At 42.1% G+C, this 15,967-nt stretch carries 16 protein-coding genes; 7 read left to right on the top strand and 9 right to left on the bottom strand.

Annotation, left to right across the window (positions count from 1 at the left end; translation table 11 throughout):
- Positions 1-16: 16 nt before the first annotated feature.
- Complete coding sequence (locus AC19MV_RS09335; protein WP_498307186.1) at positions 17-505, top strand: MarR family winged helix-turn-helix transcriptional regulator; 489 nt, start codon at positions 17-19, stop codon at positions 503-505.
- Between the two features lie 78 nt (positions 506-583).
- Here AC19MV_RS09335 and AC19MV_RS09330 read toward each other — a convergent pair whose 3' ends face one another.
- Positions 584-835 carry a DUF2999 family protein gene (locus AC19MV_RS09330; RefSeq protein WP_160056334.1) on the bottom strand — a complete coding sequence of 84 codons (252 nt, stop codon included), beginning with the start codon at positions 833-835 and terminating at the stop codon, positions 584-586.
- Between the two features lie 277 nt (positions 836-1,112).
- Here AC19MV_RS09330 and AC19MV_RS09325 point away from each other — a divergent pair, with 277 nt between their 5' ends.
- The gene (locus tag AC19MV_RS09325) at positions 1,113-1,883 is read left to right on the top strand and encodes a hypothetical protein (RefSeq protein ID WP_498307184.1); all 771 of its coding nucleotides are present in this window, start codon (positions 1,113-1,115) and stop codon (positions 1,881-1,883) included.
- A gap of 143 nt (positions 1,884-2,026) precedes the next feature.
- On the opposite strand, the gene AC19MV_RS09320 is transcribed toward AC19MV_RS09325, so the two are convergent.
- Positions 2,027-2,416 (bottom strand): hypothetical protein, encoded by a 390-nt coding sequence (locus AC19MV_RS09320; protein WP_498307182.1) that lies wholly within the window; start codon positions 2,414-2,416, stop codon positions 2,027-2,029.
- 2 nt (positions 2,417-2,418) lie between these two features.
- Entirely contained in the window at positions 2,419-3,987 is a 1,569-nt protein-coding gene (locus AC19MV_RS09315; protein WP_498307180.1) for a S41 family peptidase, read from the bottom strand.
- A 234-nt stretch (positions 3,988-4,221) separates the two neighbouring features.
- On the opposite strand from AC19MV_RS09315, the gene AC19MV_RS09310 reads away from it, so the two are divergent.
- Positions 4,222-4,989, top strand: a complete 768-nt coding sequence (locus tag AC19MV_RS09310) for an arginine N-succinyltransferase (RefSeq protein WP_498307178.1) — start codon at positions 4,222-4,224, stop codon at positions 4,987-4,989.
- A gap of 114 nt (positions 4,990-5,103) precedes the next feature.
- Here AC19MV_RS09310 and AC19MV_RS09305 read toward each other — a convergent pair whose 3' ends face one another.
- Positions 5,104-5,382 carry a peptidylprolyl isomerase gene (locus tag AC19MV_RS09305; RefSeq protein ID WP_498298625.1) on the bottom strand — a complete coding sequence of 93 codons (279 nt, stop codon included), beginning with the start codon at positions 5,380-5,382 and terminating at the stop codon, positions 5,104-5,106.
- A gap of 203 nt (positions 5,383-5,585) precedes the next feature.
- On the opposite strand from AC19MV_RS09305, the gene AC19MV_RS09300 reads away from it, so the two are divergent.
- Positions 5,586-7,679: a prolyl oligopeptidase family serine peptidase gene (locus tag AC19MV_RS09300; protein ID WP_498307176.1), complete on the top strand. Its 2,094-nt coding sequence runs from the start codon at positions 5,586-5,588 to the stop codon at positions 7,677-7,679.
- A gap of 504 nt (positions 7,680-8,183) precedes the next feature.
- Here AC19MV_RS09300 and AC19MV_RS09295 read toward each other — a convergent pair.
- Together AC19MV_RS09295 and AC19MV_RS09290 are read right to left on the bottom strand one after the other, a co-directional pair.
- Positions 8,184-8,777: a hypothetical protein gene (locus AC19MV_RS09295; protein ID WP_498307174.1), complete on the bottom strand. Its 594-nt coding sequence runs from the start codon at positions 8,775-8,777 to the stop codon at positions 8,184-8,186.
- Between the two features lie 10 nt (positions 8,778-8,787).
- Entirely contained in the window at positions 8,788-9,609 is an 822-nt protein-coding gene (locus AC19MV_RS09290) for a cytochrome c3 family protein (RefSeq protein WP_498307172.1), read from the bottom strand.
- Between the two features lie 457 nt (positions 9,610-10,066).
- Here AC19MV_RS09290 and AC19MV_RS09285 point away from each other — a divergent pair, with 457 nt between their 5' ends.
- Positions 10,067-10,867 (top strand): winged helix-turn-helix domain-containing protein, encoded by an 801-nt coding sequence (locus tag AC19MV_RS09285; protein WP_498307170.1) that lies wholly within the window; start codon positions 10,067-10,069, stop codon positions 10,865-10,867.
- Entirely contained in the window at positions 10,868-11,386 is a 519-nt protein-coding gene (locus AC19MV_RS09280) for a hypothetical protein (protein WP_498307169.1), read from the top strand. It begins immediately after the preceding gene.
- A 137-nt stretch (positions 11,387-11,523) separates the two neighbouring features.
- Here the strand turns inward: AC19MV_RS09280 and AC19MV_RS09275 are convergent, their stop codons facing one another.
- Positions 11,524-12,165 (bottom strand): acetate uptake transporter, encoded by a 642-nt coding sequence (locus AC19MV_RS09275; protein ID WP_432401051.1) that lies wholly within the window; start codon positions 12,163-12,165, stop codon positions 11,524-11,526.
- 562 nt (positions 12,166-12,727) lie between these two features.
- On the opposite strand from AC19MV_RS09275, the gene AC19MV_RS09270 reads away from it, so the two are divergent.
- Positions 12,728-13,234 carry a glycine cleavage system transcriptional repressor gene (locus AC19MV_RS09270; RefSeq protein ID WP_498307167.1) on the top strand — a complete coding sequence of 169 codons (507 nt, stop codon included), beginning with the start codon at positions 12,728-12,730 and terminating at the stop codon, positions 13,232-13,234.
- A 59-nt stretch (positions 13,235-13,293) separates the two neighbouring features.
- On the opposite strand, the gene AC19MV_RS09265 is transcribed toward AC19MV_RS09270, so the two are convergent.
- Both AC19MV_RS09265 and AC19MV_RS09260 read right to left on the bottom strand, forming a co-directional pair.
- On the bottom strand, positions 13,294-14,445 hold the full coding sequence (locus tag AC19MV_RS09265) for a GGDEF domain-containing protein (RefSeq protein ID WP_498307166.1): 1,152 nt from the start codon (positions 14,443-14,445) through the stop codon (positions 13,294-13,296).
- Positions 14,446-14,657: 212 nt separating this feature from the next.
- Positions 14,658-15,659, bottom strand: a complete 1,002-nt coding sequence (locus tag AC19MV_RS09260; protein WP_498307164.1) for a phosphotransferase — start codon at positions 15,657-15,659, stop codon at positions 14,658-14,660.
- Positions 15,660-15,967: the final 308 nt, after the last annotated feature.

Here is a 15,967-nt window from a genome sequence, read left to right as displayed (position 1 = left end):
AAAGGTAAAAATAAGCATGGAAGATGTCGATAAAGTGGTCGCACAATGGGCAACAGAAAAGCCACATTTAGATACCGTGCCGATGGCATTGCTAGGGCGTTTTTTGCGTTTACAAAAACACATTGAAGCCGACATCTCTGCTTGCCATAAGCAGTTTGGCTTAACCATGGGTGAGTTTGATGTGCTAGCGACATTAAGGCGTGCAGGTCTGCCTTATACCTTAACGCCTTCAGGGTTATTATCGTCGATGATGCTCACCTCGGGTGCCATGACTAACCGCCTAGACAAACTAGAAGCTAAAGGACTCATAGCGCGGGTACACAGCACTGAAGATCGCCGTAGCGTATCTGTTGGGCTAACCAGTAAAGGCCTTACAGTGATTGATGCGATGATAGAACAACATGTACTCGTGCAACACAAACTCGTTGCCAGCTTATCTACCAGCGAGGTGCCCGCATTAAACCAATTACTTAAATCCTGGTTAACGGCTTTTGAAAGCGAGTGAATTGGTATTATTTCGAGGTGTTAAAAAAGGCCAGAATCTTGTGATACTGGCCTTTTTTAATGTAATGAGCCGGCACGCTTACTGCTGTAACTGTGCTTTTGCTGCTTCAACTTTCGAAAAATCTAGGCCAAGCTCTTCAACTGCTTCTTTGATTAAGGCTGGGTTTTGCATCACCATGGCCATTAATTGTTGTAGCTTGTCCGCAGGAATACCTAATTGACCAATAGTTGCCATTGCTGCAAATGGATTTTCCGTTAACGTTTGAAACAACTCATTAATTTGTGCATCAGTGACGTTGTGTTCTTTTAAGATGGCAATAATAGGATTCATTGCGTTACCTTGTGTGGTTGAAGTGAGTAGGGCGAGATTTTATCACGTTTTAGCCTGTTGGGGGCAAGATGGCTGTTGCACAATTGGACTAAAAAACAGATTAAATAGGCTTTGATTTTAGTGAGTCTCTAAACATGATTGACCCGAGCACTATTTATACGTTACAGCATTCGATAAATGATTGAATTTACTACCCTGGTGTTTATACTGTTCAGGTTTTAGCGTGTTGTTTTATTGATTTAATAACTCTTTTACATGGATTTTTACGGACGTTGATATGGATATTATTACCCTCTGCACTGTGCTTGTGCTGTTACAACCCTTCATTGTTTACTTCGCTTTTTATAAAGATACTGGCTTAACCACTAAAGATAATGAGTTTTACCAATCCTTTTTAGTGATATCTCCTAGCTTCGCATTTTTTTATTTAGACCAATATTGGTATGCGTTAGGCGCGTTGGCTGGCGTGGCATTATGTGGTGTGTTATTGGCCTTGATTGTAAACCGAAAAGCCAGTCATCCGATTGATTATGGTGGTCTGGTGTCATTTGCTGTCGCATGGTTAATCATCTTTGGCATTGGTCATTGGATAGCCAGTTTTTTTACTGACTCAAGCGTAACAGACACTATTGCAACAACAGAGCTGAATGCAACAATAGATCCGAATGCCATCACGGTATCGCAAGGGATCTTCTCCGCATTAACCAGCTCACTGTATTATCTGGTACTCATGTTAGCGGTACTGTGTGTGTCTATATTAGAGAGAAAATATTCATTTAAAGAGAAACTGAGTGATTTACTGCTGTTTATTGCATCTGTTGCTGGTGGTGTAATACCTTTGATCGGTGACTATTTTTTGTTAAGCATCGTCATCAACTTTTTTATTTTATTGACCATGAGTCGCGTTATCATGGAGCTAGAGGACCCTGACGCTGCAAAAGGCTCAAACGGTGCTATCGGTTTTATGTTTAGCTATTTATTTATGATGGGTATTGGTTTTGCCATGATGCTAAAAGGCGGAGCTTGGCTTTACAGTGTCGTGAGTTAATATTGAAATTAGCGGTGAAATAAATTAGCGGTGAAATAAATTAGCGGTGAAATGCATTAACGCGTAATAAAAAGACCAGAGCATATTGAGATATGCTCTGGCCTTTTGGTTTATTCGCTTATATCAAAACACTCAATGTGCTGCTATTGCGCGTCTTCAAGCTTACAACGTACTTGCGATAAGTTTGCAATGTTGCCGCTTTGCACATGTTGCAATAGGCATTTATCACCTTGTGTTAATAACTGAATCGCATCAGGTATTTCTGTGCTGCGGCCCATAATTAATAACCCGTTGGCATCTTTGTGCGGTGCTCGCTCAATCACTTCCTGACTGTATTGCGTAAAGGCACTGTCGCTAATCACTACGCTACTGACCCCTAACAAGCTTGCTATTGCTTGCTGTAACTCGGCGTGAGTTTGCGCATTTGGATTAGTGATTGTCGCAGCTTGAGGCGAGGCGTTAACCTCGCTTGCTGTTGCCACACAACCGCTTATAAGCACGATACCAATGAGCCCTATGAGAGGTTTTAGCATTATTACTCCGAAACCTGTGGCATTAAAATGCGGTTGTTTAACAACACATTTTGATTGCGGGTGTCTTGCAACATAAAGCCTGGGTCAATAAAGGTATTTTTAACAGGGGCGCGTGCTACAGCCGTTGCAGTGGCGGGACAGCTGTTATTGTCGCGATAATACAATGCCGCGCTAAGCAGTCTTTCGTTGCTATCACCTAACGCATGAGTAAGGTCATCATCTAACATACAACCTTGTACTTCACTGTCGACAGTTGGATTTGTTGATGGCACAAACCCGTCAGAATACTCCCCAAAGCCTTTGTCATTTACGCCTTTAAACTGAATAGTAAAGTAAGTGGTATCACAGTTACCTGTTGGGTAAAAACCGTAAGGTTTACCGCAAGTGGTGTCGCCTAATTGAATGACTTCGATATCAATACCACGCAATGCATTCATTAATGCTTCACTTGCCGAACAGGTACCTGGCGTCGTTAATACAAATACACGTTTAAGATTTAATGTCGGTAACGCTATGCCGCTTCTGAGTAATGACGTATTAAAACCAAGTGATTCAGGAATAAACGGCATTGGTGTTAAGGCGTCTCGAGTGACCGGATCAATGGTTGGGTATTTGTCGTTAAAGCTTGTACGTTCAAATACGTGGTTTGCTGTGGCTTCGTCGCCGGCAACCATGTAAGCCAACTGACTCGCGATAGCTAATAGTCCGCCACCGTTGTAACGGATATCTAATACTAAATCATCAACCTGTGCGTTGCTCAGGGTGGTCATCGCATCATATAAGCCTTTTTCAGCCGTTGCGATGTGTGAGTTAAATTGTAAATAGCCCACTTTGCCATTAGCCGTTTGAATCGTATTGGTATTTTGTACCGGCGTTGATACCACTGTCGCAGCCGTTAACGTGACACTGCGATCGGTTTGAGCATTTAAATCACGGACTACAAATACCGTTTGCTTACCGTTGGTGCTTGGAAATAAACCGGCATTAAGTGTATCAATACTGGCGCTATCGTTAGCGTTAGCAACATTAACGCCATCGACAGAAACAATAATTGCTCCACGACTCACTCCGGCATTACTCGCAGGGGTATTGGGCTCGTTATAAGCAACGGTGACTTGTCTGCTCACGCCTGCGGAGGCATTTCGTAAACTCAATTCCATACCATACCCGACAGAGGCGCCAGAGCCATTTAATAGCTCCCATTCTTCAGTCGACATCGAAAAGTGGAAATTATCTTTTAAACTTCCGGTGTCTGATAGCTCATTGGTTTTCAATAGGTCAAAATATTCGGCAACGCTATAAGGCGCTGGATCGCGATCGATGATTTCGTCATACCAAAGGTAGGTGTCGTTACTCCACGAACGTAACCACAGCTTTTGGGTTAATGGTGCGCTGCATTGATTGGCTAGGCTTGAATAATTAGCAAAAGTCCCAGAAACCCATTGCGGTGCAGTGGAGCCTGAGGTGTTATCGTTATCATCACTTGATGAGCCTCCGCCTCCACATGCTGTGAGCAAGAGACTGGTGCCAATAATGAAGGGCGCTAAGGTGCTGCGAGAGAGTAACTGCATTAAAATAATCCTTTATTTATCTCAAACCTATTTGGTTGATTTACGTACTTTCGATTGACGATTTTATTACAACTCAGCCAGTTTGTAACTCAAATTTTGCGCGATTGTTAACTAGTTTGAGTGTTTATAATGGTGTAGGCGCAAGTTTTTTATTTTTATAGTGGTGGTGTTTTATTTGCTGTTTAGCCTTTGCGCGCATTACCATGAACAAAATCAATAACGAAAGAGCATGCCATGCGAGCTTCATATATCCATTTATCTGTGCCCTACAAACAACAAAAAGGGGCCTCGGGCGTTAAGTTATTGCTGATTATTTTAGCGACAATATTGCTCACTGTTGGCTTAACTTTTTTTGTTATTCTCACGTATATTTTCCCCTCGCCAATGACTCCAATAACCTTAAATGCCAAAGAGGAGCAAAAGTTAGATCAAAAACTAACTCAGCTTGGTTGGCAGGCCGACTCAAGGACTCAAGTGCAAAGCAGTGCCTCTGGTCATAGTGATAGAGCCAGTCAAAACAGCGCTCCCATCAATAGCCATCACACCAATGACAACCCTATCAACGACAAAGGCGAGCTAACACCACAAGCCTATCGTGAATATGATGCCGACCGACAAGTGTCGTTTAGTGAAAAAGAAGTAAATGCGATGATTGGTCGTAATCCTGATTTTGCCCAGCGCGTAGCGATCGATTTTTCTAATAACTTAGCCAGTGCGACCATGCTGATCCCGATCCCCAAAGACTTTCCGGTAATGCCTGGGGAAATTTTACGGGTAAATACTGGCTTGGATATTCGTTTAGATGCGAATCGTCGCCCTGTGGTGGCATTAGTGGGTGTGAGTTTAATGGGCGTACCTATTCCCAATGCCTGGTTAGGCAATATGAAAAACGTCAATTTGGTCAGTGAGTTTGGCGATAGAGGCTTTTGGAATACCTTCGCCGATGGTGTTGAGGATGTTCAAATTCGCGATGGCGAGTTATATATCAAGCTGCGTAAGTAGTAGTGATAAGTCAATATGCAAATGGATAAGTCTTGATGACAGTGGCCCGTTGTCGCTAATCCACTGTCTCTTTTCGTCTACTGTGGCTTCTAATAAAGCCATGTTCAATAGGCCCTAAGTGCGATAAAGCACCTTGACTACATGCCAGCCAAATTTGGTTTTAACTAAATGCGGGGTAATGAGTTCGCCGTTAAAACAGACTTTATCGAATTGCGGCACCATTTGGCCTTTTTTAAATTCACCTAAACTGCCGCCACTTTTGGCAGAAGGACAACTAGAGTGTTTTTTGGCTAATACATCAAATTTAGCGCCATTATTAAGCTGTTTAATAATATCTTCAGCTTGAGTTTGGTGTTTCACTAAAATATGTAATGCCGCTGCCGTTTTAGCCATGTTGATGCCTGTATTGAGGGGAAACCAGAGATAAAAATGTCGTGGTGATTATAACTGTTTAGCCACTCTATGGGGCATTATTTTCCCCACAAATACGCGTGTAACAGTTTGTAGCAGCTTAGTGATTGAACATCTGCATAAATTCTATAAAGTAACTACACAATAATAAACACACCTAAGCAAACAACTAAAAGGATAATTAGATGCTTAAGCGAATCATACCTTTATGCGTAGCGAGTGCGATGACAATGGCAACACCTATTCAAGCAGAAGAAGATAAATATATTTGGTTAGAAGACGTTGAAGGCGCTAAGCCTATGGCGTGGGTTAAGCAACAAAATGATGTGTCAGCTGCCCATATAAAAGCCTATAAAGGCTTTGATACCTTAGTGGCTAACAGCCTTGAGATATTAAATAATAAAGAGCGGATCCCTTATGCCAGCCGCATAGGTGAGTATTTTTATAATTTTTGGAAAGACGAAACTCACACTCGCGGTATTTACCGTCGTACTACGTTAGCTGAGTACGAAAAAGCCGACCCGAAATGGGAAACGGTGCTCGATATTGATGCGCTAGGTAAAGCCGAAGGCGTCAACTGGGTATACAAAGGTATGAACTGCCAATACCCACTCAATGAACGTTGCATGGTGTCGTTATCGCGTGGCGGTGCTGACGCAGCTGAAGTGCGTGAGTTTGACCTCACCACTAAAGCCTTTGTTGATAAAGCGCAGAAACCGTTTGCGCTTAAAGAAGCTAAATCAATGATTAGCTGGATTGATAAAGATACTGTCTTTGTTGGGACTGATTTTGGCGATGATCAAAGCATGACCGACTCTGGTTACCCAAGCCAAGTGAAGCTATGGAAGCGCGGCACACCATTATCTGAAGCTAAGACCGTCTTTACTGGCAGCAAGACTTCTGTAGCATCAGCGGGCTACGTTATTTTTGATGATAAAACGCCGCTTAATATCATCACCGAAAGCTTAACGTTTTATACCGCCAAACATTATGTATATCAAAACGATAAACTGATTTCGTTACCACTCCCAGAAGATGCAGACATTAAAGGCTATTTTAAAGGCCAATTGTATATCGAGCTAAAAAGCGATCTCGTAACAGCAAAAGGCACCTTTAAACAAGGCGCTATAGTCATGACGCCAGTTGATAAACTCATTGCGCAAAAGCCTGAGTTTAGTGAGTTTGTATCACCGACTACAACAGCATTTATCTCACAAATTAACTTCAGTAAAAGTGCCATATTTGTGACCTGGTTAGACGATGTTAAAAGTAAGCTAGTGCGTTATATGCAAAACGACAAAGGTGAATGGAAAAGTGAGACCGCACCATTTGAAGTCAACGGCACCTTAAGCGTGTTTGATGTTGAACGTGACAGCGATGAGTTTTTCGTTGATTACACCAGCTTTTTAGAGCCTTCAACCTTATATCGTTTTAATGGTGCAACCTTAAAAGCAGACAAAATTAAAGGCATGCCACAACAGTTTGCCGCTGATAAATTTGAAACCAAGCAATACTTTGTGACGTCAAAAGACGGCACCAAAGTGCCTTACTTTGTTGTGATGGCCAAAGATATCAAGCTAGATGGCAGCAATCCAACGTTGCTTTATGCTTATGGCGGTTTTGAAGTGTCACGCTTACCCGCTTACTCAGCCACAGTCGGTAAAAACTGGTTAGAGCAGGGCGGTGTGTATGTGTTAGCTAATATTCGTGGGGGTGGCGAGTATGGTCCTGCTTGGCATCAAGCCGCCTTAAAAGAAAACCGTCACAAGGCCTATGAAGACTTTGAGGCCGTTGCCGAAGACTTAGTTGCGCGTAACATTACCACAAGCAAACATTTAGGTATTCAAGGTGGCAGTAATGGTGGCTTATTAATGGGCGCAGCGTTCACTCGTCGTCCTGGTCTATATAACGCTGTTGTGTGCCAAGTGCCATTATTAGACATGAAACGTTATAACAAACTATTAGCGGGTGCCAGTTGGATGGGCGAATACGGTAATCCTGATATTGCCGAAGAGTGGCAATACATTAAAACTTACTCGCCTTATCATAACTTAAAGCAAGGTGTGAATTACCCTAAAGTGTTCTTTACCACTTCAACTCGTGATGACCGTGTACACCCAGCGCATGCGCGTAAAATGGTCGCTAAAATGGAAGGCATGGGCATTGATGTGTTGTACTACGAAAACATTGAAGGTGGCCACGCGGGTGCCGCAGATAATACTCAAGCAGCCGAGTTAAGCTCAATGGTTTATGCGTATTTAATGCAGCAACTACGTTAACGTTTCACATTGGATATTAAGTTAGTATCATAAACGCTCATAAAACAAAGGGCCTCGTATAAACGAGGCCCTTTTTTGTTGGGGAAAGGTTAATACCAATTCTATTAATTATGTGACCAATCAGAGCCACTCAGACCGTTCAGTTTGAGGCGCATTGTTGAAATAATGGTTATTCCCTTTTAAGGCAATGCAACAAAGAAATGAACGGTCTGAGTGTCTCCTGTAAGGCGGGTTTCTGTGCCTTCCATGCTGCTTAATAGCATTTTGACTTACGACTGCATGGATGCAGAAGGTAGAGCAACGCAGGAGCTGTTGCCGAGAACAACTATGCCTACAATTCTATTACTTGCCTAGAAGGCACAGAACTCCCGCTGAATGACCAGATAATTAATGGAATTGGTATGACATTGAGAGTTAAAAAAAGCCGCAGCTATGAGCCTGCGGCTGAGGTCCAAGTTTAGTTAGGTGAACTGGCGATGTTCCTAACTAACGTGGGGGGAATCATCATTCGTCTGCGGCAATAAGGGTGATTTCATTGCTGGCAATTGAACCATGAATTTGAACCGCAACTTTAAACACTTCTACAGCGCCAGCAGCGGCTTTACTGCCTAGGTCGAGGTCGGTTGCATCAAAGGTATACTTTCCTTCAACATCAGTTTCTTGAAGTAGGCCAACACAATTGTCGCTGTCGGTTTTATCGCACTTGAAGCTTTGGGTTACATGCCAGCGCTTCCAGGCTTTTGGCTTAATGGAAGGCGATGCTGGGTCTGGGTAGCCAAAATACACAATGTCATAATCGCTGGCATTGGTAATGGCTTTACCTTCGGCATTGGTCAATGTGAACGTTAATGCCCCTGTTGCCGCATCAAATGAGTCAAGCTGCATCGATATGTCGGTGGCTTCATCAACAGTCACGCCTTCACTCACAGGATCGACAACCACGGGTGGTACAACAACTACAGGTGGCACAACGACAACGGGTGGTGTCACAACGACAGGCGGCTCAACGGTAATGATGTCGTCGTCATCGTTATCACTGCCACAACCAATGATTAGCAAGCTACTGGCTAAAATGGCGCTAAGATATTTGATCTTCATGATGCGCTCCTTAATTGAAATGCCCTGTATGACAAGTCGTACATTCCATATCGGTTTTCACGCTGGCAGCTGAGCCCATTGTTGAACTTACGCCATGGCATGACTGACAAGCTTGTGCTTCTACTGATGGCTTCGCGATGGTTAATGCTGAAATATCTTCTCCGCCGTAAGCGCGATTAAGTAAATCAACAATATAGTAAGCCATGCTGGCAGAGAGGCGTTTGCAGCGTTCGCCTTTTAAGGCAAATTCTTTACCTGAGGCGGCAGACCAATTACTGATTGATGAGTGACACAATGGGCTGTTAGCAATTGACGTTGTACCTACTTCAAGCGATTTAGCTTCGGTAGAACCAATGCCCGCTATAAATTCTGCAGATGATAATGGCAGATCTGTCGTTTCGTAGTAGCGGAACGAGGCGCCAATAATGGCATTATTTTGACCGTTAATATCATCGAGAATATTAATCAACATTCCGGCAGCATTCAGGTTGCCACATAAGGTCCCTTGGCCGACAACGCCAGCCCAACCGTAACCTGCTAATGCAGTAGGAATAGTGGCAAATTTAGAGGCATCGGCACTGGCTGATGTCGATAACATTTTGATAATGGCGTGAAATACCTGGTGCATACAGCCGCCGCCGGTTTCATAAGCAAGTTTTGCAGTTGCCATGGCATCTAGTGGTATATATTTTAACTTTTCACCTAATGCTAAAGTGTAGTTACCATCTGCGTCTGTGGCAGCAAAAGCGGAAGTACCTAATAAGGTGGCTCCAGCAGCGGCGGTGCTAATACCAATAATCTGTGTCAATGCTTGACGTCTGTTTATGCTCATAATAATCACCCTTTACTCATCGTTATTTTATTATTCCCAATCGTAGGTGTTGGGAGCTATAGAGTCGTTAGCAAAATCTGCTGAACAACTTGATGGGGTAACAATAAGTGATGGAGTTATTAATGGTGTGATTCAAAGCAGATAAAAGTAGAGGTTTTCAAAATACAAAGAGTGTGATTATTGCAGCAGTTAATTGACGATAAAATGGCATAAAACGAATATAAAATGTGACTTAAGTCGCCTTATTTATCACATTTATGCTTATTGGATGGCAAATCTACTCATTTTAATTCCGGTAAATTGAGTGATATTGCTCACGAATTGATGATATTGTAAATTTAAGCACTGACTTTTAATAAGGAATAAAGCGCTTAGATAGCAGGATCACAGAATTCATCAGATTTTTTGCATACACTGTAATTGTCGACTTTTGAGTTATTTATTGAGGCAATCAAAAATGCAATTGGGCCATTGTAGGTTCGATATTGGCAAAGGGGATTTGATTAACCAAGACACTGGTGTGGTGTGGCATCTTCCTCGAGCAGAATTACATGTACTGACATTATTGGTGGAGTATCAAGGCAACGTCGTGGCTAAACCATTACTGGAGTCTGGGCACGAAGATGACTTGCCGCTAAGTTCTGCATCGGTATCCCGAGCTATTTTTACTTTACGCTCATTCCTTGGCCCGCAATATGAAACGCTGATTGAAACCGTAAAAGGCCAGGGCTACTTGCTTAGGCCTCATCGTGCCCGTAAATGTTCAGACAAATCATGGTTAAAAACTTTGATTAAACCACTGCAAATGTTGCTGGTGGTTATGGCTCTTGTTAGCGTGTTACTCGCTGTTTTTTGGTGGTTTAATCAAACGAGCGAATCAGTTGGCCCAGCTTTGCCATTAAAAGTAGAAACGGTCACGTTAGTCTCAGGTCAGCAAGTTGATATCATTTTATATTCACCGTCTAAAACCAATAATGAACTCCTTATAGAGCAAAGCCTGCAGTTGATCCAAGGTTTACAATTATGTCCGGTAACAATATGGACGCGCATTTTTTTATCATTATCTCACGACAAGCAAGTGCTCAATATTACCCTTAGAGGAGATCATTATGGTCAGTCTCTTATCCGTAATTTAAAAATTAGCGATTTGCGTCAGCCAAAGCAATTTGTGACACCGCAGTGGTTAGAGCAATTGAACATTTGCAGCACTTCAAGTGGCCAAATTACGCTATCAAGTCGGTCACGAGGAGGTGAGTAAATGACCAGAAAAGGATTATGGGGCATCAATATTGTGGTACTTGTGTGCTTACTTGGCTGCGTAGGAGCAATATACTCACTGACCTCCAAACCGGCTAATTTTATGCTCAGTTGCAGCTCTGAATTATTTAATCATCAAGTAGACAGGGCCGACACGGATCACTATTTACTGGTCGATTTAGTCTCTAAAGATGGCTTAGCCCAAATAAACTATCGCTATTATGATTTAGAGGGTAACTCCGCGGGAACGTTATCGATGACAGGTAAGGTGAATAAGGTGGATACTGAGCGACAAATGTTTGATATTTCAGTGACCACAAAACAAGAGTACGTGGGAGCAAAAGGTCAGGCGACACCAGAGCATTATGAGTATTTATCGTATATCAGTGGCATCAACTTAAACAAAAACGGTATGCACTCACTGAGTGTCCAGGTACTTGAACGTGATGAAACCAAAGATTATGCAGTGGTACTATTTCAACCGAGTAATACCGTGTGTGGATGCCGCCTAGTGCACTAGTCATTCAAGTGCACTAATGATTAAGTGTGCCAAGTCTCTAAGTGTACTAAGTTATTAATTAAATTATGATAAAACAAAATAAAAAGGCCGATGCAATGATTGCACCGGCCTTTTTATTGTTTTAATGGCAACCGTTTTTATGCGTTAACTGAGTGTAACGCGACAGGCTCTGCAGTAACTGCTTGTGGTTGGCGGTGAGTATTAGTTGATACGTTAACTTGCGTTAATTCGCCAACGGGTAAAATAGTACGGCCATATTCAGCGTTAAGCACTTGTGCCATGGCAAAGTAAATGGCACTGGCGCCACAAATAATGCCTTCAAATCCTGCAATGGTGCCGAGTAAGGCATTACCGGTAAAGTCGCGAGCAGCAAGCAAGAAAAACAATACCGTCAGTGAGGCAAACACAAACTGTTTGGCGCGCGGGTAACGTAACGATCCGACAAACATAAAGGCGGTAAATGTGCCCCATAATGTTAAATACCAACCCATAAAGTGTGCCGGACTGGCCGCAATACCCATGTTGGGCATTAAAATAATTCCAACTAAGGTTAACCAAAATAAACCATATGAAGTAAATGCCGTGGTACCAAAAGTATCACCACGCATAAAGCACATCATACCGACAATAACTTGACCAATGCCGCCATAAAAAATACCCATCGCAAGGATCATCGAATCAATTGGAAAATAGCCTGCATTATGAATATTAAGCAGTATGGTGGTCATACCAAAACCCATTAAACCTAATGGTGCTGGATTCGCAAATTTTGTAGACATGGTGTTCCCTTAGTGGAAAGTTCAACAGCTCATTGCAGCCGCTAAAAAGTTAATCTGTAGCCTTATTAGGCAAGGCGCGCATTTTAGAGAAACCCTACAGAGGTAGCAATAACTCGTTATGAGTATTCTTAAAAACGCTCATAAGATAAAAATACATTTAAAATCAAGGCGTTACATATAAACTTGTTGTGGTTGATTTGGTTGGGCAAATTTTGTGTTAATAAGTCTTTAAAATTCAGTTGGATACAAAGCAGCTTAATTGTTGGGTGATGTACCGCTAGTCGTTTTGATTGGTGTGACAATAATCAAAAACAGCACGTTAAGCGCAGCTTAATATGTCATTTTGATTGCAGTAATCAGCTTAAGTTTGTGATGTAAGCGACACAAATACGCTAAGTGTGTGAGTGTGTGCAAAATCAATAATTTATACCAATTAATATAAGGCAGTGAACGACTCTGCTTGTTTTATGCGAAGGTTTTGTGCGATTTGTGTTCTAGTGCACAGACGAGGTTTAAGGTGATAGATAGTCTGTAGTAAGCGTTATTTCTCAACGGAGGCACTATGCAACATAAGTTTATAACAACAGTATTGGGCACATTAAAGCCTAATTTATTGCAATCGTTGGCTCAAGTTAGCCGTGAAATAGGTGCGAGTTGGGAAACCAGTAAAGTCATTAAGCTTGATGGCCAATTTGTGGCGATGATGCGGGTTATGATTGATGCTGATAAAGAAATGGCGTTAAAACAAGCGTTAGAGCAACAGTTTAGCCAACTGACTTTTGTTTATGCAGAATATGCCCATGAGGCTATTCATTTATCTGCAGAGTGCAAGCTCACATTAGATTGTAATGATCGCTCTGGCTTAACCCATGACATGAATGAAATTCTAAATGATCTTGAAATCAGTGTCGATCATCAGGAATGTTACCGTGTTCAGGTTACCAGTTTAGGTAAAACCGTTTACAGTGCTAAATTAACATTAAGATTACCTGAGAACGTCACCGTTGCATTACTGATATCTCAGCTTGAAACCTTAAGTGACAATATCCGTATTGATGTTGCCGAATAACATAAGTGCTGAGTTAGAGTCGTTGATTGGGTATATAAGTAAGTTTGATGGTGTTTAGGTTAGCTAAACACCACTTTGTTTCGGCCGCTGCTTTTGGCTTGATATAATGCTTTATCGGCAAGGTCGATTGCTTGCTCTACACTAATGTCTTGCGAGCCTAGCTCGACGACACCAAAGCTCGCGGTGATATTAATGTGTTGCTCGCCGAACGGGATCGGTGTGTTATTTATCATGGCTCTTAATCGCTCAGCGACATTTTTAGCGTCGTCATAGCAAGTACGACCAATTAAAATAACAAATTCCTCGCCGCCCATTCTGGCCAACAAATCGTCTTTTTTAACATGCTGTTTAATCATTTGGCTAATACTGACCAACACCTCATCACCGCCCGCATGACCATATTGATCGTTAATGGCTTTAAACTTATCGATGTCCCAATAAATCAAACACACATGTTGTGCTTGTTGTTGCAGCTCCAGTATTTGTTGTTTGGCATGCACATAAAACCCCCGCCGATTTAAGCAGTTTGTTAGCGTGTCCGTCATGGCCAGCAGTTTCATTTCTTCTGCTAAATCAGACGCCAGCATATAAATAACAAACACCGACATGCCCACATATGCTGCTGGTAAGGCTGTAAAATTGACTACGGCATACAGTTTTATGAGTTCAACATCCATATTACGCCCTTGTGATAAGGCGATACTGGCTGCAATAAACAAACTTATCGCAAACACAAAGTGCATCACAGAAGCGCCTATTTCAGCCGGGCGTGATTTTTTTCGATGTCTAATGATGACAACACTGGTAATGAGTAGAAATATCACATCAACAAACAAGTACAGTGACATTTGCATGCCAATGAAGGGATCAATATAGGTAAAGTAAAAGGTTAGCGCGATACCCAAGCCTGCCAAACTCAGTAAGGCTGAAATGGGAATAGGCGTTTTAGTGCGTAAACAATGCCCCCAGGTGCCCAGAACGACAGACAGCATCGACAGGGTACAACCAATCATCCAATACAAATTGTGCGATAAAAACAGGCTTTTAAAAAGGGAGTTGGCCCAAAGAATGGTTGAGGCTAAAAAAGATAATGAAAACATCAACGCATACTTTTGTTTCCCCATCGTTTGCCAAGTCATGAAAAAAATAATCGCCAGCAAAATGCTCGAAAAAAATAAAGTGATCAAAATGTACGTAAATGGACTTTCCATATGCCGTCTTCTTATTGAGTTGGTATAGGCTACACACAGCCTAACAAGCGCGAGCGGATTAACGAATTAGCGGTTAAAAATAAGGTGTTAATCAACTGTAGACGGCAATATAGCGCTTAGCCAATGGTGAACGGGAATTAGAAGTTGTGTGGTTAATAAAACAGCAAAAATGATAAATTAGGTTCACGACACTAAGTCAAAAGAGGGTAAGCCTAGGTGGATGTTGTGAGTTGCTTTATTGCTAATGCTGTTAGTGATTCGGTATAAGCATTTATTTTAACGTGTTCCACACTCCAACCTTTCACAAACCGCTGAAAATCAGCCCATGCAACACAATATAACGGCCGCCAAGCGTGCAAAACATCTTGCGGATTAATATGAGGATGAAACTGACTTAGTCCGTGAGTCAATTCGCTAAAGTAATGCTCAAGATAAGCATCAATCATGCTTTCTGGCTCATGGTAATTCAAGACACTGCTAAGCAACATAATGACATCTTTCATGCCGCAGCCCTGGCCAATGTATTGGAAATCGACTGCCGCAGCTCGGTTGTCTTCACTAAAGCAAAAGTTAGCTAACTTTGCATCACCGTGGACCAGAGTTTGAAATGGACATTGGCTTAATACACGGTCAATCATAACCGCAGCTGACTTTAACGGGCCATCAGGTAACGCAGCATATTCATCTGGGCGCGTGTCTAAATGCCAATATGTGCCTATTGGCCAAAGTCCGTTGGGTTTGGCTGACATGTATTGTGCATGGAAATAACCTAACCAGGTTAAACACGCCCGCACAACCGAGGGTGTCACATGAGGATTAACCCGGGTAAACCCAATCGTGTGTAAATCTTGCAGAACTAATAACGTTTCGTGGGTCTGTTGTTCTACATATAAACACTGAGGTAAAGGGCTTAATGGCTGTTGTGAATGTGCGTTGGCATAATGTTGATACCAATTCACTTCAACGAGGTAAGATTGCAATTTTCGTTGGTGTGACAAAGGCGTATTCCAACCTCGCGGGTGCGAACTCGGTTGCGGTAAGCGGATGTATTTTACAATGACAGACGGATAGGATGTCCCACAAACATAAGCTCTGAATAACTGGCCATAACCACCCCAAAGTGGCTGTATGATTTCCACATGGCTGATATGACTTGCACCAATAGCATGACTAATGCGTTGTAAAACATTCTCTGATACTGGTGGGTTTTGCATGTGTAAGCGTGTCTCGGCGTGATTGGCTAAGCCCTCATTGTAACAAACTTCAAATATAGGCTTAACTATTCCTCGATGTTCATTTTATCTGCAATGCCTTTATTTATCTCTCAGTATTAATGCGGATTTATGATGATCTATTGTCTGAACGTAAAAATTTATAATTTTTTTCTAATGTATCTTTTATGCGTAAAAAAAACGGTTGTTCGTGGTGCATGCCGGTGGGCATGCTGATGTTTTAATAAGCAACCTAACACTTGTTTTAAAACACTTTATTAACATCGATTGGTTTTATTTCAGAAACAATT

The sequence above is a fragment of the Shewanella sp. MF05913 genome (genome assembly GCF_059758095.1).
This window is presented reverse-complemented; position numbering and strand designations above follow the sequence as displayed.